Below are 20,141 nucleotides of genomic sequence, written 5' to 3'. Positions count from 1 at the left end.
TTCATCATGAATTTATGAAAAACAAAAAAACCGCCATTATTTTGTTCGTGATTTTAATCGTCGTAATTGTTCTCGCTGTGATTTTCTTTCCGAAAAAAACGGGGACCGAGGCGGGGGAGCCAGGATCCACAGTTGATTCTACTCAGCCGCCGGTTATTCCTGAAAATCGAATCACCCGCATTCAATTGCCTTCAGGTACAGATCAAGTGATCTATCATGATACGGCAAAACCCGAAGCTTCGGTGATCACTTTGAATGTCGGCAATTTCGAAAGCTTTGTACTGAAGTGCTTCCAAGGTGAAAATTGCGTATTGGGTGATGACCCGATGAAGATGTATCAGGACTTTAAGGCGGCAGGAAATAATCGTGCGGTGGATAGTTTGATCTCGTTTTTACGCTCTAAATTAAGAAAGCCCGAGTTTAAAGATCAATACAAAGACATCGTAAAAAAGATGATTGAAGATTTTTATCCACCAGAAGAAAAACAATTTCAGGAAGCTGCCTATTACAATTACCTGGGAGATTTAAATAAGTCGCTGGAATTGTATTTGGATCTTAAGGAAAAGGCAAAAACCAACCCGAAGCTTCACGACGTTTCTAATCTAAATATTGCCAATACGTATTATGATCTAAAAAGATATTCTGATGCTCAACCGTACTACGAGGCTGCGTTGCTGGATTATACCTCTGGAAAAATTAAATCAGCTCCGGATCCAACTTCGTTTGTTGAAGAGCGCATTGCGGAGATTAAGGCTCGTCTTTACCACACACAATAGGACTTTATTTAAACTGCAATATATCCTGACGAAGAGTTTCCTGTAAGAGAGGTCGCAAGGTTTCCATGGATTTTAAGCCCGTAAACACGACCTCGAATTCAAGGTCGACTTTACCCCGCCATAATTCATAACGAGAAATCACATCATAAGTGTTGATTTCAATGTCACCTCGGCGATAAGCCTCCAGTAATTGTGCCTTTGAATACGGAATAAGATAAGGTTCTTGTTTTTGAAACTTGAAATAGTTAATGGCAAAATGAGTTCTCGCTCCAAAGGGGCCTACTTGAATAGGCTTCCCATCCACCCATTGTTCGCGCTCGGCTTGAGTCATCACCCGTGACAGGTGAATTTGGTCGGGAAGACTGGAAATTAAAATTTCCCCTTGATCGACCGTTTTAATTAAACCATTTTCATCGACGTAAGACGCCTTGAATCTACGGACCACTGGATTATTGGAAATTCCATCACGGAATTGAAAAGATCTATCCAAAAAAGCGGCATGGCCGTTAGAACGTATTTGCTCAAACTCAATATCACCGTCATGTTTGTTGATTAATTTCACGATAAACAAACCGTAACCATCGACTAAATTTCCGGGCATCAATTTAACATCTGCCACTGTGAAGTCGGTCAGATGAACTTTATTGTAAGTTCGGGCTTTTTCAATGATGCGGGAATTTTCATGTAAAACAGCCTCGGCCAATTTTGCAATTTGCTGTTTAGTCTGGGTGTTTTGTGCAGAGTTTTCGGAGAGACTTTTACTGATAATCCGCTTATAGAATACGCGCGGAACGCTGGAAACTTCTTCTGCGAAGACGTATTCACAACTATGGGCGGCTTGAGCCCGTATTGGCAAGACAGCTGTATAGAATATAAACAGCCAAAGCGTTGCTTTCGAATATAAACCAAACCGAAGGAACTTCACCATAGTGATTTATGATTTTGCAAAGGCGAGACCACGTACCTAAAACGGCAACTGTCTAGGCTGTCTGCACAGGAATGGATCTAGAGCGTTTACCTTCATTTTGGCGTGGGCCTGATTTTCGCTAAAAGCAAAATGATGAATTTTAAACTCCGCTTAAAGAAGATCATTCTGAGTACCTTGCTTTTAACTGTTGCCAGCTTGGTCGTGTTTGCGACGTCGGCATTGGCCGCGAATCAGTGCGGAAAGGTTTTTGATTCCGCACAACGAGTTTCGGTAGAACCCATAAATGCCGAGATTGTGAATAAGATCTTGATCGAAACCATCGAAAATCACGGCAATTACACAAGTCGCTTTACGGTGAATTCATCTGAAGCCTTGGAGCTTGGCGCACAATGGATGGGATCGGGCTATAAACAGATCGGGAAGTCTGACAGCGGAGTTTTCGTCAGTGCGGATGGAAAACGCCGCTTTCGAATTGATAACAATTCGTTGATGGGTACTCACAGTCCTCACAAACCTCATGTGCATTTGGAGTTGGTAAATCCAATCACAACTGTAGTGATTTCAAACAATCACATCATTTTAGATTAAAAAGTTATTCGAAATAATTGTTATTTATATTTAGAGCTTCCCTTATCGGATTCTGCCCATTTTTTTTCTGCATTCTCACCAGCTTCTCTGGTTGAACTAGTAATGTATTCTTGGCGCATTTCTTCATACGGAATGTTATAGACTTCGCACATTTTCTTTAAAATTTCTAATGGCGGTTTGCGATTTCCAAGTTCTAGATTCGAAAGGAATTGAGATTTTTTGTATCCCAACAGTTTGGCTGCTTCTTGCTGAGTTAGAAGCGCGTCGATTCTTTTCTTTCTGATATAGTCGGAGAGGGACAAGAACTCACCCTTTTAATGAATTTTTAGTGTTAATATTCATAAAAAACACTTACATATTAATCCAAAAACGATTTATAGGGAAAATTGAAACTGCAACTTATTGCACCTGTAATTATATTCAATCATAATAAGTTGGTAAAAAACTTTCTTTGACCCGAGCCGATGGGCTATCTAATGTTCTGCCTGTAAAGTATTTTTCTTAAAGGATTGTATGATAGGGCGAAATTCAATTGCGGAGCATATTCGAAAAATCGAACACGTTTGTGCTTATATGACAGATGATTTACATCGAATCACACTCTGGAACAGCAATATAGAAAATTTAACGGGTTATTCCGAGGCCGATGTTTTGGATAAATTGGATTCCTGTTTCAGTTCTGATCCCTATGAAATCACGAACCTGGGTGGGGTCCGATTTACGTGGCGCCTTACAAAAAACGGGAAGCGTCTGTTTGTAATGGAGACTGTCACGATAATCCAAGATCCTGATTCTAAACGATACTCCATAATGAAAATTATTGAAGATTACACGAGTCAATTTACGTTTCTTGAGCAGATCGAACTCTGGCTGCAGCAAGATGAAATGATTACCGTCGCAGATCAGAAGACTTTAACGCTGATTCATGTGTCACAGAAATTTGCCACCACTTTGGGGTATGAAACCCACGAAATCTCGGGAATTTCGATCAATAGTCTACTGGCTCCAAAGGGTTCTAAAAGATATCAAGGAGATGTCTTTGATCTGGTTCGCAACGCCAAAATGATCAGAGGAATTAATTTTAAATGTAAAGATGGAGAGAGTTTACCATCCTCGGTGATCTCATTCGAAATGGTTGATACGCATCCTTCAGGCATCCAGAACATTTATTGGGTCGGCAGAATCCGACCATCAGAGCTTGAACAACCGCAAGGTTCTGTGGATTATTTCTTTTAGTATGTATTGAATCTAAAAGGTTCAAAGCATTGCCTTATATGGATCCGAAAAAAAGGGTCTGGAAAGACACCCATAAAAGCTTCTGATAAGTTATATTATGTAACGGTATATGTGTGTTTGATTTGATTAGAGGGCTTCTTAAGACCTTATAATCTGTATATTTGATTTGGTATTTAATGGGCTTCCGATCTATTTCAGTGATCAGATCAATTAAAACACCCCCATTTTGGGCTGAATTAATGAATCAATCCCACTGATTCTTTAAGCCTAATTTCTACTGTTTAAACTCAATCCTTGAGCGCCTTTAAACCTACGAACTCGACTATTTAGCCATGCTTTTAAAATCATCCTTTAAAAGACCATCTTTAAGCATACCTTTTTATGGGTCTATTGATATGCCCTGATTCAAGATCGTTTAATTAAAGCCAAATACGCATCAAAAACCTTACTTATTGGATAGTCCTTTTGAATGTTTTAAAACGAACCATTTAATACCATCACTTTAGGTAGATATTTCGATGTAAATTCGAAGGAATTAAATCGTTAATTCTTTGTATCAAAATTGAGATTCTAAAATGCTAGTTTTAATCCATTCATTTGAATCCAATTATTTGTGGAAATTTTAAGTTTGATTTCAAACATCGAACTCAAACTGTAAATTTCCATTTCAAAGTCAGCTCGGATCATTTTCTTAATGAACAGGATTGAAATGCGGAACGAATTAATCAGCAAATTCAAATGGATTAAACGTGAAATCAGAGTTCAGATTTAACACCTGGACCCTGATTGAAAGTCATCCTTAAGAATTTATCATTATGTTTCAATGGTTATTTGAAAATACGTGAACACAATGGCGCAGATATTGGATTATTTGGCAGGAAGTTCTCCATAAACTTATATCCATCGCGTTTGAAATAGAATTTAAACACCGACTTCTTTGCCGCACGATCTGTCCAAATGGTGACGTTCGTATTTGTTTTTTGCGCTACCTTCGCCAGGAATACTTCCATAGTGTCGTTGTTGATTTGTCCCATGAAAGGACCTTCTTTATATTCAACGACTTCATCAGGAAAGATAACTAAAGGTGCCAGCAATTCGATCTCACCTGGATATTCCGACATGATATTTGGAAATAAACGACGACTATCGATCCTTACGGCCAATGTCCCGCCGTTCGGAGTATGCTTCATCTGACCTTTTTCATCGACGATCTTTTTCTTGCCCACGAACTTAGTGGCAACCCAAGGGTCATAGGTGAAAGACAAGAAACTAGAGCTTTTAGGTTCTCGTGCATGATTTGTCATTTGATCAGAAATACCAATCACTGAAGCACCCGTTTTGTATTTTTCAAAAGCCAGGTCGCCATTTTGCAAACGATTTACGGAAAGAGATCTTAAACGTCTGGTATAGCTTCCTTGATTCTTGGTCAATAAGGTGGACATGAATGCCACGCGTGTTTCACCATCTGGCATTTTCACGCGTTGAATTTTATCAGTCGCATAATCGACACCACGAAATGCTACAGTAGATTTTGTCAAATCAGGATGACGAATGGCTTCAAGCCATAAACTCCAGGCGCTGGATTCTGAAGGAGTCATTGATGCCCAAGGCAAGAAATCGGAAATCATTTGCGCCACAGCCTGGCGATCATTTTTTAAAATCAAATCATTGAGTTTATCTGCCTGGGATTCCCATTGTTCCAAAGTCTGGGTTTGATTTCTCCATGTGTCCGTTGATTTTTTCTGCAGACGCTCTGATTTTAAAGCCAGTTGGTCCAATTCTTGGGTTTCTTTTGTAGATTCCTGAATCAAGGTTGGTAAAACTCTTTGTACACGCCCCGAAGTTTTAGAGATCTGTTCCAAAAATTCAGCAGTCGGTTGAGCATAGGAAGATTTCAAGAGATCGTTTTCAATATGGGCCAGGCGGGCACGAGCTGCCAGACTCCCCTTTTCACTATTAAACTGTAATTCAGCCCAGGTATGGGGCGATTCAAAAAACATTTTATCAAATTCTCGGTCCGTAACACGAATATCCGCGCCTAAATCAAAATGAGTCAGGCGTGTATAAAGCAACAGGTTCTTAAATAACAGTTCCGGCTTTTTTTCGACGGTTTCATCGTATTGCAAACGGATAGTTAGCCCGTCAGAACCATAGCTAGAAACGATGCGGCTGTGGCTTTCGTTATCGATCAACGGTACTTTTTCTATACCGGTAACTGCGGCTTCGCGCAGCTCCAGTTGATTGTCGTATATACCGCCGCCATGTTTGCGGCTCATATTATCGCCAATCAAAAACGACAGCTTTCTAATACTTTCATCAAAAGTCAGAGCTTGCGGCGGAGTCCCTGCAAAACCAATTGAATGAATTAAAAGAATCGCCAGGATCACATAAACACTGTTGAACATCTTGGTGCCCCCAGAGATCCTGTCAATTCTTTCAAGCGATAGTTTCCAGAGATATCAACCTCTAAACCAAAGCCAGATTTAGCCAACACATCACGATACACATCAAATAAAACATCTGAACTTAAAGTTGAGACTGATCGACCTACAGAGGCTGCTGAATCTTTTGCATCAACCACGCGAATATCGAAGTACTTTTTCACAAAGTCTAAACTTGTTGGATTAATATAAGTTTTAAACTGCTCAGCTGTCATTCCTTCCGGTGCGATCACGTAAACCGCAGATTTAACCTTTGGATTGAATGTTCCATTCATAATATCTTCGCTGGATACTTTTAAAGCCTGACCGCGAGGCAAAGATTGCTGAGTATTTGCAAGCAAGCTTCCTAGACTCTTCATTGAGAAATCAAAATCAGCTCGTTTGAAATTAGGTTGTTTCATGATCACAGAAAGGTCCGATTCCGCAGTATAACCAGCACGAATCGCCGTTTGTGCCATTTGGAACACTGATACAGCGTCACGGCTTGGGCTTAGTTCTGTTAATTTACGGAACAAGGCCTTAAAACGTGGATTTTGTGGAATCGGTTCATAGTTAGAAATCGGTGCGCGAATTCCGTTTTGAACAAACAGATTTTCCAAAAGTTTCAATTGATTGCGTTTGCGACGAGATGATGACTGAGCTGCATGCGCCAGCGTTTCATTTTCAGATCCCACAACGTCAGAGATCAGGAAATAAGCTTCAAGTTTGGTTTGTGCACCCAAGATCTCGCGTAAATAACCTGTTTCAACTTCAACAATATCGAATCCTGAAGCCGTCTTTTTAAGCCAGGAGTCTGTTTCTTCAAAGGGAGTATGAACTTGACCTACAACGGCCACGCGGTCTTGCGCTGTGGGTGCAAGATTGCCTTGGGTAAAGGCTAATTTTTCGCCTGAATGCGTTTGAACGACACCACCTCGGATAACATCCCCGACTTTAATGCCTTTATTTGCCATAGCGCCCGCGGTACCGATGTAAACGATATCTTTATGGCCGGTGTCCTTTAAAGCTTTAGCAATGGGAACGATCTCGTCGCCCCAGACTGCGGAAAACACACGCCAACGTTTAATCTGACCGTTGGAGTCTTCCAAAAGATAATCACTGAATTCGTGGCTGGCTTGTTCTGATGTAAACTGTGCATATGCACGAGGAATACTATCAGCATATTTTTCGTATACGTTTTCAATCTTAATGCTGCTATTGTTAATCGCGTCTAGCTGAAATGAAGATTCTTTGATCGCTCGTTGAGCCATACCGTTAAACTTCGAAACCTGAGAAGCCTTATCGACGCCCATAGATTTCAAAAGGTCTGATGCTTGAACCTTTACGATATCAAGCATGCCAGCGTCTTTGATGGCTGTTTCAAAGGCTCCTTTTTGACCAATCAAAACCTTATCCGCCACAGGCAGATTTTTGAAAATATCCTTTAAGATCACGGTCTGTTTTTCATGGAAGCGTTCCGCATCACCATAAACTGAGACTTGACCGTTTTTAGAAGCAAACGTTTTGCCTTCAAATTTCAAAGCTTTGATCTGATCAACAAAGTGCAAGATACGATCTGCGCCGGAGATCAAGTTCACCATATAAAAGTGCTTTTGTGTCTTTGGATTAAAAGCCAAGAAGATTTTGTTGTAGTTCCTGGCCATCGGTTTTATCTCTTTAACGATCTCAAAACCGTTTCTTTCAACTGTTTCTGTGAAGTCTCTTTGATCCCCAATGATGAATGAGATATTGCGTTCGTTTACGATTGCATCCCAGACAAAGGCGCGGGTTGTTTTTTCTGAGATATATCTTTCGACATCCATCAGGTATTTGGACTCAATACGCTCTTCAAGGTTTTCATTTAAAGGAGCTTGTGCAAAATCCAAAGCCAAAGGTTTCACGCCTTTAGTTGCTTTTGGAGATTCGGAAGTAAACTTGGTCGCAAGTTTGTTTTTAAAGAAGTTATAATCCCATTTCAAATCAGCAGCAGATGCCTTTAATTCTGGATTCTTTTTATTAAGAATCGCGGAAATAACACCATCCCAATTCGCTGGGGTGTTCAGAAGTTTTGCATCAGACGTCGCTTTATAAATGTCTTCAGGAGTGATCGAATAAAGAGCCTTAATCAACGCTGGATCACGTTTATTACTTAAAAAATCAGCCAAATTTAAGATGTAGTACTGAAGTCTATCGACAGCCAGCAATCTATCCACGGATTCAATAACCGCAGTATCTCGCGATGAATTTGCGAAAGCCTGCGACCCAATATTGAATATAAATACCAATACGAATAAATAGCGCACACGACACCTCAGTGTGTTCCAGTTGCAAAGAGGGTGCTCGGTTAACTATGTGATTTTAGGTAATTTATCGGGGGAGATTCACTCCCCTCGCAAGAATTGGCATCTGGTCGTATACTCACCAGACGTATCAAAATGAGACGGGGAGATAACCTACTCCGCCGTCCACTCTTTAAAGCCCGCTTTTTGAGCGGCTGCTAGATCTTTACGATCGATCTCGTACACATTGCAATTGCCAGTGGGACTTCCACAAAGTTGAATGCGCATCATACCGTCGTTGGCATTTTTGCTGGAGTAAACTTGAACCGAACCCAGGTCTTTTTGCATATCTGCCAAAGGAATACGTTTTCCCTGGCCACATTGCAAAGAACCATCTGGTTTAAATACTTTCACGCGATCTGATGTGTTTGAAGTTTCCACGGCAGCTCCTGCTTCGGCTTGAGTCTTTTTCATTTTCTCGCCCCGGCAGTCACCATGAGAGCAAGCTGCCAAAATAAGGACTGGAACAATTGCTGTTAACCATTTTCTCATCGTCTCACTCCCCGCTACTCCGTTGAGAACGGAGTGTAAACAAGTCTAATTAATTGTACGAACCCATTGTGCATCAATCGCATACAGGTTGGCTTCACCAGAGATGAAATACACACGATCCATTTTTTCATCCACTTGCGGAGCTGACAAAATACCACGTCCTGGCTCCATATCTCCCAAGACTTGACCTGTGTTTGCATCCAAGAACTGCAAGCGTCCCTGAGATTCACCGAAGGTCAGAATGCCTTTGAAGACTTTTACTTGAGTGGCGATACCGTCCTTAACTTTAAAGCTCCAGACCTTTTGGCCGTTGGATTTATTCAAAGCTAAAACTTCACCCGTGGTGGTTGGGTAATAGATTCGGTCACCAGCCACGGTTACAGAACTGTATCCACCTTGATCCACACGCCACAAGACTTCGCCTTTTGCTGCGGATACGGCATAGAGCTTGTCGTCGTATCCCGCAATATAGATTTGATCGCCATCCAAAATCGGACTGGCATCGATATCGCGGAAACGTTTGTTACGGTTTAATTGCAACTCCCAAGTCACCGCCCCGGATTTCGCATTGAATGCCACTAAGGACCCATCAGAGAAGCCGATGTAAATCACGCCGTTTTTAATCGCAGGCTTGCTGCCTCCACGAATCGAGAATACAGACGTGTCTTGACGGGAATACAACCAAACCTGGCGGCCTGTGGCTGCATCTAAAGCGTAAAGAACGTTATTTCCCGCTAGGAAATAAACAATACCTTCATCAAGCAAAGGCTCTGACAAGTTTTCTGATTTCGTCGGAAAAGTCCATTGCACGCGGCCCGTGCTGGCTTCGATGGAATAAAAATTCCCATCGCTTGCGCCCACGAACAGGCGATCACGAATCAACGTCGCACTGGGCTCGACACCATTTTTAACCGGCAGATGCCATTTCAACTGACCGTCTTCACGACCGTAAGCGGAAATACCATCCATACCGTTCCCCTGAATCACCAGAGTGCCAGCGAGGATCGGAGTCATACGGTTGATTTTGCGGAAGCCCAGATTATCTTTCTGAGTTGTTTGACGAACCCATGCAGTCTTCACTTCGAAAGTTCTTTTGCTGTTATTGAGCGCGCGCCATTGCTCCATAGTTTTATCTACGGACTGATCAATCGTCGTACAACCCATCATAAAAAGAGCCAAAGCCCCAAAAATCAAAAACTTCATGGTCGCCCTTACCTAAAAACTAAAGATTCTTTTTCGCTTTCAACAAACGAAGATATTTCGCTGCTTCACGAGAAGAGATGGAATCTGTGTTTTGTGTATCTGCTGTGTTGGAAACTTCTGTGTAAAGTTGCTCTGCTTTTGCAGAGTCATTCAAAGTCTCATAGCAAAGACCTTGGCGAAGTTTCGCTTCGTCATGGGCAAAGTTAAACGCTTTAGAAGCGGTAACCACGTTCCATTTTTCGATAGCACCTTTGCAATCGCCTTTATCAGCTAGCACGTTACCCATTTGCATCCAAACCAGACCTGAAGTCAGATCAGACTTGTTCAAACCCGCTTCAACTTTATTCAAAGCTGCCGCTGCCTCGTCATATTTCTTATAAGACAAATAGATATCGCTGAGATTCAATGCCGCCATTTGACCAGCCACTGTTTTAGGAGCTTCGTTGATCAAGGCTTCAAAGCCTGTCATTACAGTGCCATAGTCTTTTTGCATGTCGCCGCTGGCTTTTTTGCTTGGATCAAATGCTGGAGCAGCCTTTTTGTCTTTTGCAGTCGCTGCCATCATTTCAGCGCGGGCCGCTTCTTCAAAGCCACGTTTTTTCTCTGTATAGGACTTTTCCAAAGAGAAGTATTTTTCCTGAGTGGCGATTTCCTTTTTAGTGGAAAGATAGCTCATCAAAGATGCGCCCGCTCCGATAACTACAAATGCGAAAATCGCAGTGATCACAATTTTGGAGTGAGTTGTTGTCCAAACAAAGCCTTGTCTCAATGTTTTTGTAACTTGGTCTGGGTTCTTCAAATCTTCTTTAGAAATCTTCGTGCTCAAGATAATTCCTCGCTGTTAATAAATACTTAGACCGAATAATTGTTAAACCCGGACCCTTGAGAGTCAACCCTTTCAAAAGGTGCCTGCTGGTTTTTGCAGAAGCACTGCGTTTAAAATAAAAAGGCCCGTTACCGAATGGCAACGAGCCCTTAGAATTCGTTTCAAAAAGCTGCTTCAGCCTTCGCGCCGACCGGCGCTCTGCCTCTGTCAGCTGCCGCTGAATTAGCGGTTGTAAACTTCTTTCAAAGTCGTGAATGAACGAGAAGATTTACCTGGGTGACGTTGTTTCAAGCGACCAATAGTTTTGATACGCTCTTCAGCCAAACGGTCAGCAGCCGTGTGCGTACCGATATTGTCACGTTTAGCAACTTCGTAAACTTTCGCGATATTGTCGTAAACGCGTTTTGTTTTTTCGAAAGCACGCTCTGGAGAGTAGCCTTCAAGCTCAACAAATACGTTCATCAAGCCACCAGCATTAATAACGTAGTCTGGAGCGTACAAGATACCCAATTCTTTCAATTGATCACCGTGACGAGCTTCAGCCAGAACGTTATTCGCGCCACCAGCGATTACTTTAGTCTTGAACTTCGTGATGGATTGATCGTTCACGATCGCACCCAAAGCACATGGAGCCAAGATATCACACTCAGTGAAAAGGATTTCGTCAGAGCTGACGGCTTTCGCGCCGTAAGTTTCAGAGATCTTTTTAGTACGAGCCATATCGATATCAGCAACGATGATTTCAGCGCCTTCTTCTTTAAGGTACTTAACCAGGTTGGAACCCACGTTACCAAGACCTTGAACCGCTACGCGCATACCTTTCAAAGAGTCTGTGCCGAATTTTTCAGCTGCAGAAGCTTTGATACCCATCAATACACCGTGTGCAGTGTATGGAGATGGATCGCCTGAGCCACCGAAGTCTTTCGGGATACCAGTCACCCATGGAGTTTCCATGTAGATGTGTTCCATATCTTGAACGGAAGTTCCCACGTCTTCAGCCGTGATGTATTTACCATTCAAAGAGTTCACGAATTGACCGAAAGCACGGAACAATCCTTCAGATTTTTGAGTTTTAGCATCACCGATGATAACTGCTTTACCACCACCCAAGTTCAAGCCGGATGCCGCAGCCTTATAAGTCATACCTTTAGAAAGACGTAGAACGTCGACCAACGCTTCATCTTCATTCTTATAGTTCCACATACGAGTACCGCCCAAAGCAGGACCCAAAGATGTGTTATGAATAGCGATGATAGCTTTAAGACCCACAGCAGGGTCATTACAGAATACCACTTGTTCGTGGTCACCATGTTTAGAGATCAACTCAAACGTTCCCATGGAAAATTCTCCTTAATTAGAATTGCCTAGGGATCATTGTTCCATTTGAGTAAAAAGACTAGCACTTACACCCAGCACTAGATGCGCTGGGCTAAATGCTCTCAGTTCAGTTACAACAAAATGCGCGAAGCGCCTTTTGTTCTACATTTTCTCCGGAGCTGGCATTCCCAGAACAGCCATACCTTGCTTCAACGTCGCGCCCACAGCGGCGCTCAAAGCAAGACGTGCTTCGCGAATCGCTTCGTCTTTTTCTGTTCCAATCGCGCACTCGTGATAGAAAACGTTAAATTTCTTAGCCGTCTCATATAAATAAGTACAGATCGCAGCCGGTTTATAATTTTCCGCAGCTTGTGCAACTGCAGTGTTAAATCCAGATAAAGCCTGCATCATTTGTTTTTCTGCCGGATGAGTGAGCAACGTCCAGTTCACAGTTTTCAAAGTGCGCGGGAATTTACGCAACAAACTTTGAATACGCGCGTGAGAATATTGAATGAACGGTCCAGACTCGCCATCAAGTTTCAGCCACTCGTTCATATCAAAGACGATTTTCTTATTTGTATCCATACGAAGCATTCCGTAGAAGATTGCACCTTTCGCCACTTGTGCAGCAATTAGATTCACATCTTCTTCAGACCATTCGTCCTTATAACGAGCCAAGTACTGAGTCTTAACGTGTTCTTCCATATTACGAACAAGATCATTCAAAGGAACAATATTGCCCTTACGCGAGCTCATCGCACCATCTGGAAGTTCCACATAGTTGTATTGAAGATGGAAGCAATTCTTTGCCTGCTCAAAGCCCAGCATTTCAAGAACGCGGAAGACTTGTTTGAAGTGCAAAGCCTGGCGCATGTCGACGATGTAAACTGATTTTTCAATTTGTACGTCCTGGAATTTATGACGAGCCAAAAGCAAATCTTTGGTCGCATAAAGTCCTGTGCCATCGGATTTCAAAAGCATACAGAAGCCTAATTTTTCAGCTTCTAGATTCTTACCGATTGCACCTTCAGATTTTTCCAACTTGCCTTCAGCATAAAGTTCTTTAACCCATGCTGCACTTGGAGCATCCATTTCAGATTCAAAGTACCATTCGTCGAAAGTGACATCTGCCCATTTGTAAACGGACTTCATCAATTCAATGGACCACTCGCGAGTTTCTTTCCACAGGTCAAAGTATTCGCCTTTTCCAGCTTCAAGCTGTTTCAAAATCGCAGTTAATTCCTGACGATTTAAATCTTCCTGGGGAGTTCCGTTTTGATCTTCCAAAAGCAAATTCGCCTTGGAGTACATGCTGCCCAACCATTCACCTTTTCCAGTTGCTGGAACCGGTTCTTGGTTGTGCTTTTTCATATACCAAAGACATTTCGCCACGTGAGTTCCCATATCGCCTGGGAAAGTGGCAGAAACGATTTCGCGACCGGCATATCGAAGCATTCTGACGATAGAATCACCCAAGCACAAGTTACGCATGTGACCCACATGAAGTTCTTTGTGGGTATTTGGTTGAGAGTACTCGATCATTGTTTTCGGTGCTTTTTCAACAAGGGCCTTTTTAAAATGTTCGCCTGTCAAAATAGGATTCAAAACTTTCTCGCCGAATGCTTGCGGAGCGAAAGTCAGATTCAAATAAGGTCCAGCGGCTTGAGCCTTGATAAGGTTGGAATCCAATTCTAAATTAGCAGCTAATTCACCAGAAATTTGCGGAGGGCCTTTTTTCAAAGATTTCGCCAAAATAAAACAACCATACGCCAAATCACCCATATCGGAATTTGGTGGCTCAACAAGGGCTTTATAGATTTCATCTGCTGATAGGTCATGACCCATCTTTTGAATCGCAGCTGCGATTTTTTCAGTGGCTAAAAGGCGGATTGAATCGTGTTTAATCATATAAATTTCCAAACTAATAAGACGGCGGCCCAAGTGAGCGATAACGAAAGAATGAATATACTGATTTTTCGATGAAATTTAAGGTCTTTTTTAAGCTTTACGACTTCTGCGTTTAAAGCTTGTTTTTCTGCGGAAAAACCATCCAATTTGCGCGATAAAACCGACATTTCAGCCTGTCTTTCGGCTCTTTCAGATTCCAACTCCTGCAAAGCCTTTTGATGGAGGACCTGGGGGCTTTGATTCATGAAATATTGCGGAGTTAAACCCGGGATTTTTTCGTTCAAAATAGAATACCACTGAAGGGCGCGCCAAATATGCGGGGGAGCTTCATCACCCTGCTTTGTCCAGCGAGTCCAACTGCTTGGATCGACCATCAATAATTGGCTCATTTTACGTTGCGAAAGCCCAAGACCCAAACGAATCGATTCCAAATCCCCCAACTGACGACGAAGAACCGAAACTTGAGCCTCATAATGCATCCTTAAAGAGGTCTTTGAACGGGGAGCTTCAAGAGAGTCCTCCCCTGCCTCGAGGGGGTCCAAGACCAGACCCTGGGTCTCCATATCCATTTAAAGCCTCCCGGACTGTTGTGTTTTGCAATATTAGTATTGTGTTACACATTGAAAGACGTTGCGAAATACATGTATACTTTAAAAGTTCCCGACAGGGAGTCAAGCTAAGTCTCTGAAACCACAAAAGAATCCGTCCCGGGTACCCCTATAGACCCCTTTTTCAATTCAGACTATAGCTTATAGCCATAAGCTATAGTGCTATGTATATGTATTTACTGGGTATTTTATATGGTTGTTTTTGGCGTATTCGCTTCGACACGTCTAGTCCAGGGTGTATAAACAAAAATATTTTACCCATCAACACTTTGGATGCAACGCGTTACGAGATACTGATTGCCAGACCCCGTTTAACTTTTGAATGATGAATCATGGCTCCCGCACCTCGGTATCAACTCAACAAGAACAAATATCTCCTCGAACCCGAGGTGGAACGTTTGCGAAAAATTCTCACGGATTTTGAGCTTAAAGATCCACGCAATTGTCTGATGTTTTGGGTGGGTTTAAAGACGGGCGCCCGGGCCCAGGAAATCCTCAATATTCAAAGGTCAGATCTGAACCCCTACGATGAAAGCATCTTTATCCGGGGTCTTAAGAACTCAAATGACCGAGAAATCCCGATTCATTCAGCCATTTTTGAACGACTTCATCGGTTCGCGGAGCAACAAGGTGGTCACCAAGTTTTTCCGATCACATATCCCCGACTTTATCAAATCTGGGAAATGTATCGTCCTGTCCCAAAAAAGTTCCACTCTTTAAGGCATACTTTTGCGATTGAACTGTATCGAAAAACCAAGGATTTACGCCTGGTGCAGGTCGCTTTGGGACACAGAAACATCGCAAACACGATGGTCTATGCTGATTACGTTTACTCTCAACAAGAGCTTCGGAAGCTTATTCTTTAAGTCAAATGACTCCGCCGTCACCCATTAAAAGTGCACTCATCCGCCAATGAAAAAAGCGCTGGTGGGGGAAACCAGCGCTTTAAGGAGTGCACAATTTGGGGGTTGGGGAATTGAATTTAAATACTATTGATCCATTGAGCGGATTTCATTCGCAAGACGGTCGAATTGTTTGTCTTGTGCTGGTTGCGCTGCGGATTTCTCTTTAGCGAAACGCATGAAATCTTTGTTCGTTGGTGAATTATAAGAAGTGCTAGATGCTTCTACGATCACGATTTTCTCTCTAGCTTCAGGTTTAGCAGCGATTTCGCGAGTTTCTTGAAGATTGCCGCGAACTGATTCGTGAAGCTGTTTTTGAGCTGCTGCGTTTTCAGAAATCATAGAACCGAAATCAGCAACTTTTGCGAAAGAAGTCATTGGGATCAAAGTCATCATTGCGATCATTACTTGCTTCTTCATAATTCACTCCTTGGTTATACCACTCACTATTGCATCGCCGGTGCCAACTGGAACGGGCTTTAAAACGAGTTGGCACAGGGGTGTGACCTTCCGCGCGCGGCGCCCGTAAAAGAAATGAACAGGGCATCTTGCGTTGAGCTCGTTTTCAGCCTAAAGTCTCAATATTAGACAGGAATTTCGTCTCAATATTGGACAGAACTGGACAGGAATTAATGATCAAAGCCCTCTTTCCCACGTTTGTTTACTATTCTCCCCTCCAAGAGAAAGCCAAAATGGCGGCTTTGAACAAGGATCTGAAGCAAGAAGCCTATAAAATCGCAGAAATCGATGAAGAGGGTCAGCTTTGGTCTCAGAAAAACTATAAGGGCGGTTACACCTCTTATGGATCCATGGCTCAGCTTCATCAATTTTCCAGCACCTTTGGGGATCTGGAGAAGGCCATCAATAAGCACGTTTATAAATTCGTGAAGCATCTGGAAATGGATATTAATCCCAAAGAACTTAAGATGACTTCTTGCTGGGTGAATATCATGCCGACATCAGTGATTCACACCATGCATCTTCACCCGCTCTCTGTTATTAGCGGGACTTATTATTTGCAAACACCGAAAAACAGCTCCGCGATTAAGTTTGAAGATCCGCGCATGGATTCTTTTATGGCATCGCCACCTCGCAAACACGGCGCAAAGGTGCATAACCAACGTTATCACTCTATAGAACCTCAGGAAGGCAATCTGGTGCTGTTTGAAAGCTGGCTTCGCCATGAAGTTCCAGCCAACGATGCCACTAAAGAGCGCATCAGCATCAGTTTTAATTACGACTGGGTTTAAAATGTCAGCATTTGCAGGGATTCAGCTTCAAAATCTAAAGAAAAGCTTCGACCGGAAAGAGGTTCTGAAGAATTTCAATCTTCAGATCCCTGCGGGTTCTTTTATTTCTTTGGTCGGGCCCTCGGGCTGCGGAAAATCTACAGTCTTAAGGTTGATAGCGGGCCTTGAATCGCCAACGGCCGGAAGCGTGCAAAACACCCAGGCAAATCATTTCGGTTTCGTTTTTCAAGATGCGAATCTATTGCCCTGGAAAACCGTTTTTGAAAACGTCGCACTCCCGTTTGAGATCAGTCCAGAACTTAAAGCGATTTCCAAAAACGAAATCAAATCCCGCGTTTTGGAAGCTTTAAGCAAAGTGAATCTTCAAGACAGTGAAAATCTATTTCCCCATCAATTGTCTGGCGGCATGAAGATGAGAGTTTCCATCGCGCGCGCTTTGGTTACAAAGCCTCAATTGCTTTTGATGGATGAACCCTTCGCAGCCTTGGATGAATTCACCCGCTATCAAATGCAGATTCAATTAAGAAATCTGTGGCATCAAGAAGGCATCACGGTTTTATTCGTGACTCACTCGCTGTCTGAAGCCGTTTTTATGTCTGAACGAGTGGTTTTAATGAATGCAGCAGGCGGACACATTGGTCTAGATCAGAAATTAGATCTGCCAAAAGAGCGCGTCGATGAACTAAGAACCTCTCCGGAGTTCAATCAAATTATCCGCACATTGTCTGAAGGATTGAGACGATGAAACGCATGTTACCAGCCCTGGGATTTTTTCTTTTTATCACCTGCATTTTACAAGTTTTAGTGAAGCAAAATGTTATTGCCGAAAGTTTAATTCCATCACCAGAAACTGTCGTAAAAACTTTGATTGAGATGAAATTTGATTATGTTACATCGTTTTTGCAGACTTTTAAAAACACTCTGGCTGGTTGGATTCTAAGTATTTTCTTTGGAACCGCACTTGCTGTGATGTTTTCTCTTTCTAGCTTTTTAAAACGCGCTATCTTGCCCTTTGCAGTGTTTTTTCAGACGGTGCCTATCATTGCAGTGGCTCCGCTTTTAGTGATCTATTTCGGCTTTGGGGCACCTACGGTGATTGCTTCCAGTTTCATCGTTTCGATCTTTCCGATTATCGCAAATACTTTGATGGGACTTGAAAACGTTCAAGCCGCACAACTGGATCTGTTTAAAATTTATCAGGCGAATGCCTGGCAGATTTTGTGGCAACTAAAACTCCCCGCGGCGTATTCCTATATCTATTCCGGCTTGAAAATATCTGCAGGGCTTTCCATTATCGGGGCCATTGCCGGTGAATTTGTCGCAGGTGGTGGTTTAGGAGCGATGATTGATGCTGCCAGAACTCAACAAAGAGTCGATATTGTCTTTGGTGCTTTGATTTTGCTATCGGTAATGGGCTTACTGATGATCGGTGCTCTGACATTGATTCATCGCTTGTTATTGAAATACCGTCCCTATTCCACAGGAGATCTATGAAAACACTTCTTTTGACGTCGCTTATTTTCTGGGGAGCTAGTTCCTTTGCTGCTGAAACAAAAAGTACAGCGGCCACAGATGTCACACTGGCTTTGAATTGGAAACCAGAACCCGAATTTGGAGGCTTTTACGAAGCAGCCACGCAACGTATTTACATCAAGCATGGAATTAGTATTTCCATTCAGGAAGGCGGTTCTGGCACACCAACAGTGCAGATGCTGGCTAATGGAAAAGTTGATTTCGCCATCGTCAGTGCTGATGAAATAGTGATTTCTCAGGATCGCAATCCAAAAAACAAAGTCGTGGGTTTGTTCGCCGTTTATCAAACAGCTCCTTACATCATCATGACTCATGCAGAGAACAATTTTAAATCTTTGAAAGAGGTTTATGGCAGTGAAGGCACACTGGCTGTTCAAGCGGGCCTCCCCTATCATCAATATCTGGTCCAGAAGTTCGGAAAACCCAAAGCAAACGTCGTTCCTTACTTAGGGGGAGTTTCTAACTTCTTAAGCGATAAGAAATTTTCTCAACAAGGCTTCATCACCACGGAACCCTTGGCTGCAGAAAAAGGCGGCGCAAAAATAAAGAGCTTCCTGGTTTCCGATGAAGGATTTAATCCGTATGTAGTGGTCCTTGCCGCACGGGAAGAGACGATTAAGAAAAATCCGGAATTGGTAAAAAAGATGGTCGAAGCCACTCGCGAAGGTTGGGCGAACTATCTAAAAGATCCTGCTAAAACCAATCAGATCATGGCTAAAATGAACAAAGCTTTGGATTTAGAGACTTTTAATAAGGCGGCTCAGATTCAACAGCCTTTAATTGAGGTCAAAGGACAAGTTTTGGGCTCCATGACGACGGAACGCTGGGAAACTCTGGTAAAACAGATGAAGGAACTCAAGCAGATTAAGTCCACTCCCGCTGCAAAAGACTTGTTCAGACCGTAAAAGGACTCCACTCTGCCCATTCTATTCTTGACCAAGCGCCCCATCTATTTTAGAAAGGAGCGCTTGCCGGAGTACTTATTATGAAAATTAATCTTGCTGGAATTCCTGAAGATGGCGCTACGTACGTTTGGACTCGCCAAACAGGTGAAGCCAACGCCGTTTTGGCCGATTTAATCGATAAAGAAGCCTATACTGCAGAGTTTACGATTCGTCCGTTGAACTCCAAAGACTTTGATATGACTGGAAAAATCGTTACCAAAGAGCCTTGCCAGTGTTCTCGTTGCGGTAACGACATTAAATTGCCTATTAACGCAAAATTCCACGAAATCCTGATCCCTAAGCAAGATCAGCCACGTAATTCGAAATACTCCAAGGTGAATCACCAAAGCGATATCCCTGAAGGCGAAGTGGACTTCTGTGAATACGAAGACCAAGGATTTGATATGGCTGAATACCTTCATGAAGTGATCGCCCTGGCAACTCCGTTTAATCCGGTATGTCCTAAAGAAGACAATCCGGAGTGCTCGATTTACACAAATCCTGAGCCAGAACACGGCTTTATCTACAACGAAGAAATGCCTGTAGAAAAGCCAGAGAGTCCTTTTGCTGCTTTAAAGAATTTAAAGCTTAATTAAAGACTTGATTTTTATTGTAGTTTATATAAATTACCGTACTTCTGATTCCATATTGTTAGATTTAAAAGAGGTTTGAAATGCCAACTCCTAAGAAGAAAACATCCCGTTCTAAACGTGATATGCGCCGCTCTCATGACGGTTTGTCTGCTCCAGCAGTAGCTGTTAACAAAAAAACTGGTGAACTAGTTCGTCCACACCGTGCAACTAAAGGTGCTGACGGCGCTTTGTACTACAAAGGCAAACAAATCAGCGCAGCTAAGTAATAACTTAGAGTT

Annotated in this window: 20 protein-coding genes and 2 pseudogenes; 11 read left to right on the top strand and 11 right to left on the bottom strand. The window is 42.6% G+C overall.

Annotation, left to right across the window (positions count from 1 at the left end; genetic code table 11):
* The first annotated feature begins 14 nt into the window (after window positions 1-14).
* Complete coding sequence (locus ACLSU7_RS02565; RefSeq protein WP_413293994.1) at window positions 15-776, top strand: tetratricopeptide repeat protein; 762 nt, start codon at window positions 15-17, stop codon at window positions 774-776.
* Window positions 777-780: 4 nt separating this feature from the next.
* On the opposite strand, the gene ACLSU7_RS02560 is transcribed toward ACLSU7_RS02565, so the two are convergent.
* Complete coding sequence (locus ACLSU7_RS02560; protein ID WP_413293993.1) at window positions 781-1,704, bottom strand: hypothetical protein; 924 nt, start codon at window positions 1,702-1,704, stop codon at window positions 781-783.
* 129 nt (window positions 1,705-1,833) lie between these two features.
* Here ACLSU7_RS02560 and ACLSU7_RS02555 point away from each other — a divergent pair, with 129 nt between their 5' ends.
* Window positions 1,834-2,292: a hypothetical protein gene (locus tag ACLSU7_RS02555; RefSeq protein ID WP_413293992.1), complete on the top strand. Its 459-nt coding sequence runs from the start codon at window positions 1,834-1,836 to the stop codon at window positions 2,290-2,292.
* 20 nt (window positions 2,293-2,312) lie between these two features.
* On the opposite strand, the gene ACLSU7_RS02550 is transcribed toward ACLSU7_RS02555, so the two are convergent.
* Window positions 2,313-2,594, bottom strand: a complete 282-nt coding sequence (locus ACLSU7_RS02550) for a helix-turn-helix domain-containing protein (RefSeq protein WP_413293991.1) — start codon at window positions 2,592-2,594, stop codon at window positions 2,313-2,315.
* Between the two features lie 211 nt (window positions 2,595-2,805).
* Here ACLSU7_RS02550 and ACLSU7_RS02545 point away from each other — a divergent pair.
* Window positions 2,806-3,063: pseudogene (locus tag ACLSU7_RS02545) on the top strand (hypothetical protein); the annotation flags it as partial.
* A 39-nt stretch (window positions 3,064-3,102) separates the two neighbouring features.
* Complete coding sequence (locus ACLSU7_RS02540; RefSeq protein WP_413295456.1) at window positions 3,103-3,528, top strand: PAS domain-containing protein; 426 nt, start codon at window positions 3,103-3,105, stop codon at window positions 3,526-3,528.
* 827 nt (window positions 3,529-4,355) lie between these two features.
* Here the strand turns inward: ACLSU7_RS02540 and ACLSU7_RS02535 are convergent.
* The 8 genes from ACLSU7_RS02535 to ACLSU7_RS02500 all read right to left on the bottom strand — a co-directional run bounded on the left by ACLSU7_RS02535 (window position 4,356) and on the right by ACLSU7_RS02500 (window position 14,602).
* Window positions 4,356-5,933, bottom strand: a complete 1,578-nt coding sequence (locus ACLSU7_RS02535; protein ID WP_413293990.1) for a hypothetical protein — start codon at window positions 5,931-5,933, stop codon at window positions 4,356-4,358.
* Window positions 5,912-8,251, bottom strand: a complete 2,340-nt coding sequence (locus ACLSU7_RS02530; RefSeq protein ID WP_413293989.1) for a hypothetical protein — start codon at window positions 8,249-8,251, stop codon at window positions 5,912-5,914. The genes ACLSU7_RS02535 and ACLSU7_RS02530 overlap by 22 nt, the downstream gene beginning before the upstream one ends.
* A gap of 150 nt (window positions 8,252-8,401) precedes the next feature.
* Window positions 8,402-8,779, bottom strand: a complete 378-nt coding sequence (locus ACLSU7_RS02525; protein ID WP_413293988.1) for a hypothetical protein — start codon at window positions 8,777-8,779, stop codon at window positions 8,402-8,404.
* A 45-nt stretch (window positions 8,780-8,824) separates the two neighbouring features.
* Window positions 8,825-9,982, bottom strand: coding sequence for a PQQ-binding-like beta-propeller repeat protein (locus ACLSU7_RS02520; RefSeq protein WP_413293987.1), 1,158 nt, complete (start codon window positions 9,980-9,982; stop codon window positions 8,825-8,827).
* A gap of 19 nt (window positions 9,983-10,001) precedes the next feature.
* The gene (locus tag ACLSU7_RS02515; protein ID WP_413293986.1) at window positions 10,002-10,808 is read right to left on the bottom strand and encodes a tetratricopeptide repeat protein; all 807 of its coding nucleotides are present in this window, start codon (window positions 10,806-10,808) and stop codon (window positions 10,002-10,004) included.
* Between the two features lie 222 nt (window positions 10,809-11,030).
* On the bottom strand, window positions 11,031-12,146 hold the full coding sequence (locus ACLSU7_RS02510; RefSeq protein WP_413293985.1) for a Glu/Leu/Phe/Val family dehydrogenase: 1,116 nt from the start codon (window positions 12,144-12,146) through the stop codon (window positions 11,031-11,033).
* 141 nt (window positions 12,147-12,287) lie between these two features.
* The gene (gene argS, locus ACLSU7_RS02505; protein WP_413293984.1) at window positions 12,288-14,033 is read right to left on the bottom strand and encodes an arginine--tRNA ligase; all 1,746 of its coding nucleotides are present in this window, start codon (window positions 14,031-14,033) and stop codon (window positions 12,288-12,290) included.
* Window positions 14,030-14,602, bottom strand: a complete 573-nt coding sequence (locus ACLSU7_RS02500) for a hypothetical protein (protein WP_413293983.1) — start codon at window positions 14,600-14,602, stop codon at window positions 14,030-14,032. The genes argS and ACLSU7_RS02500 overlap by 4 nt, the downstream gene beginning before the upstream one ends.
* Before the next feature lie 428 nt (window positions 14,603-15,030).
* Here ACLSU7_RS02500 and ACLSU7_RS02495 point away from each other — a divergent pair, with 428 nt between their 5' ends.
* Window positions 15,031-15,507, top strand: a complete 477-nt coding sequence (locus ACLSU7_RS02495; protein WP_413293982.1) for a tyrosine-type recombinase/integrase — start codon at window positions 15,031-15,033, stop codon at window positions 15,505-15,507.
* A gap of 123 nt (window positions 15,508-15,630) precedes the next feature.
* On the opposite strand, the gene ACLSU7_RS02490 is transcribed toward ACLSU7_RS02495, so the two are convergent.
* Complete coding sequence (locus tag ACLSU7_RS02490; RefSeq protein WP_413293981.1) at window positions 15,631-15,963, bottom strand: hypothetical protein; 333 nt, start codon at window positions 15,961-15,963, stop codon at window positions 15,631-15,633.
* A gap of 212 nt (window positions 15,964-16,175) precedes the next feature.
* Here ACLSU7_RS02490 and ACLSU7_RS02485 point away from each other — a divergent pair, with 212 nt between their 5' ends.
* The 6 genes and pseudogenes from ACLSU7_RS02485 to rpmF all read left to right on the top strand — a co-directional run bounded on the left by ACLSU7_RS02485 (window position 16,176) and on the right by rpmF (window position 20,129).
* Window positions 16,176-16,793: a 2OG-Fe(II) oxygenase family protein gene (locus ACLSU7_RS02485; RefSeq protein WP_413293980.1), complete on the top strand. Its 618-nt coding sequence runs from the start codon at window positions 16,176-16,178 to the stop codon at window positions 16,791-16,793.
* Window positions 16,794-16,887: 94 nt separating this feature from the next.
* Window positions 16,888-17,538: pseudogene (locus ACLSU7_RS02480) on the top strand (ABC transporter ATP-binding protein); the annotation flags it as partial.
* Window positions 17,535-18,287 carry an ABC transporter permease gene (locus ACLSU7_RS02475; protein ID WP_413293979.1) on the top strand — a complete coding sequence of 251 codons (753 nt, stop codon included), beginning with the start codon at window positions 17,535-17,537 and terminating at the stop codon, window positions 18,285-18,287. The pseudogene ACLSU7_RS02480 and the gene ACLSU7_RS02475, both read left to right, overlap by 4 nt.
* Complete coding sequence (locus ACLSU7_RS02470; protein WP_413293978.1) at window positions 18,284-19,231, top strand: ABC transporter substrate-binding protein; 948 nt, start codon at window positions 18,284-18,286, stop codon at window positions 19,229-19,231. Before ACLSU7_RS02475 ends, ACLSU7_RS02470 begins: the two co-directional genes overlap by 4 nt.
* Window positions 19,232-19,311: 80 nt before the next feature.
* The gene (locus ACLSU7_RS02465; RefSeq protein ID WP_413293977.1) at window positions 19,312-19,866 is read left to right on the top strand and encodes a YceD family protein; all 555 of its coding nucleotides are present in this window, start codon (window positions 19,312-19,314) and stop codon (window positions 19,864-19,866) included.
* 77 nt (window positions 19,867-19,943) lie between these two features.
* On the top strand, window positions 19,944-20,129 hold the full coding sequence (gene rpmF, locus ACLSU7_RS02460; protein WP_142700231.1) for a 50S ribosomal protein L32: 186 nt from the start codon (window positions 19,944-19,946) through the stop codon (window positions 20,127-20,129).
* Window positions 20,130-20,141: the final 12 nt, after the last annotated feature.

It is taken from the genome of Bdellovibrio sp. HCB185ZH, assembly GCF_047302455.1.
Lineage (GTDB): Bacteria > Bdellovibrionota > Bdellovibrionia > Bdellovibrionales > Bdellovibrionaceae > Bdellovibrio.
The sequence above is the reverse complement of the archived record's forward strand: the minus strand, read 5'-3'. Positions and strand labels throughout refer to the sequence as shown.

What these genes read in the sequence shown, in the direction of transcription:
- ACLSU7_RS02490 (WP_413293981.1), bottom strand. Translation starts at nt 15,963, where the DNA reads ATGAAGAAGCAAGTAATGATCGCAATGATGACTTTGATCCCAATGACT.
- ACLSU7_RS02470 (WP_413293978.1), top strand. Translation starts at nt 18,284, where the DNA reads ATGAAAACACTTCTTTTGACGTCGCTTATTTTCTGGGGAGCTAGTTCC.
- ACLSU7_RS02535 (WP_413293990.1), bottom strand. Translation starts at nt 5,933, where the DNA reads ATGTTCAACAGTGTTTATGTGATCCTGGCGATTCTTTTAATTCATTCA.
- ACLSU7_RS02485 (WP_413293980.1), top strand. Translation starts at nt 16,176, where the DNA reads ATGATCAAAGCCCTCTTTCCCACGTTTGTTTACTATTCTCCCCTCCAA.
- ACLSU7_RS02560 (WP_413293993.1), bottom strand. Translation starts at nt 1,704, where the DNA reads ATGGTGAAGTTCCTTCGGTTTGGTTTATATTCGAAAGCAACGCTTTGG.
- ACLSU7_RS02525 (WP_413293988.1), bottom strand. Translation starts at nt 8,779, where the DNA reads ATGAGAAAATGGTTAACAGCAATTGTTCCAGTCCTTATTTTGGCAGCT.
- ACLSU7_RS02465 (WP_413293977.1), top strand. Translation starts at nt 19,312, where the DNA reads ATGAAAATTAATCTTGCTGGAATTCCTGAAGATGGCGCTACGTACGTT.
- ACLSU7_RS02475 (WP_413293979.1), top strand. Translation starts at nt 17,535, where the DNA reads ATGAAACGCATGTTACCAGCCCTGGGATTTTTTCTTTTTATCACCTGC.
- argS (WP_413293984.1), bottom strand. Translation starts at nt 14,033, where the DNA reads ATGATTAAACACGATTCAATCCGCCTTTTAGCCACTGAAAAAATCGCA.
- ACLSU7_RS02555 (WP_413293992.1), top strand. Translation starts at nt 1,834, where the DNA reads ATGATGAATTTTAAACTCCGCTTAAAGAAGATCATTCTGAGTACCTTG.
- ACLSU7_RS02565 (WP_413293994.1), top strand. Translation starts at nt 15, where the DNA reads ATGAAAAACAAAAAAACCGCCATTATTTTGTTCGTGATTTTAATCGTC.
- ACLSU7_RS02520 (WP_413293987.1), bottom strand. Translation starts at nt 9,982, where the DNA reads ATGAAGTTTTTGATTTTTGGGGCTTTGGCTCTTTTTATGATGGGTTGT.
- ACLSU7_RS02540 (WP_413295456.1), top strand. Translation starts at nt 3,103, where the DNA reads ATGAAAATTATTGAAGATTACACGAGTCAATTTACGTTTCTTGAGCAG.
- ACLSU7_RS02510 (WP_413293985.1), bottom strand. Translation starts at nt 12,146, where the DNA reads ATGGGAACGTTTGAGTTGATCTCTAAACATGGTGACCACGAACAAGTG.
- rpmF (WP_142700231.1), top strand. Translation starts at nt 19,944, where the DNA reads ATGCCAACTCCTAAGAAGAAAACATCCCGTTCTAAACGTGATATGCGC.
- ACLSU7_RS02500 (WP_413293983.1), bottom strand. Translation starts at nt 14,602, where the DNA reads ATGGATATGGAGACCCAGGGTCTGGTCTTGGACCCCCTCGAGGCAGGG.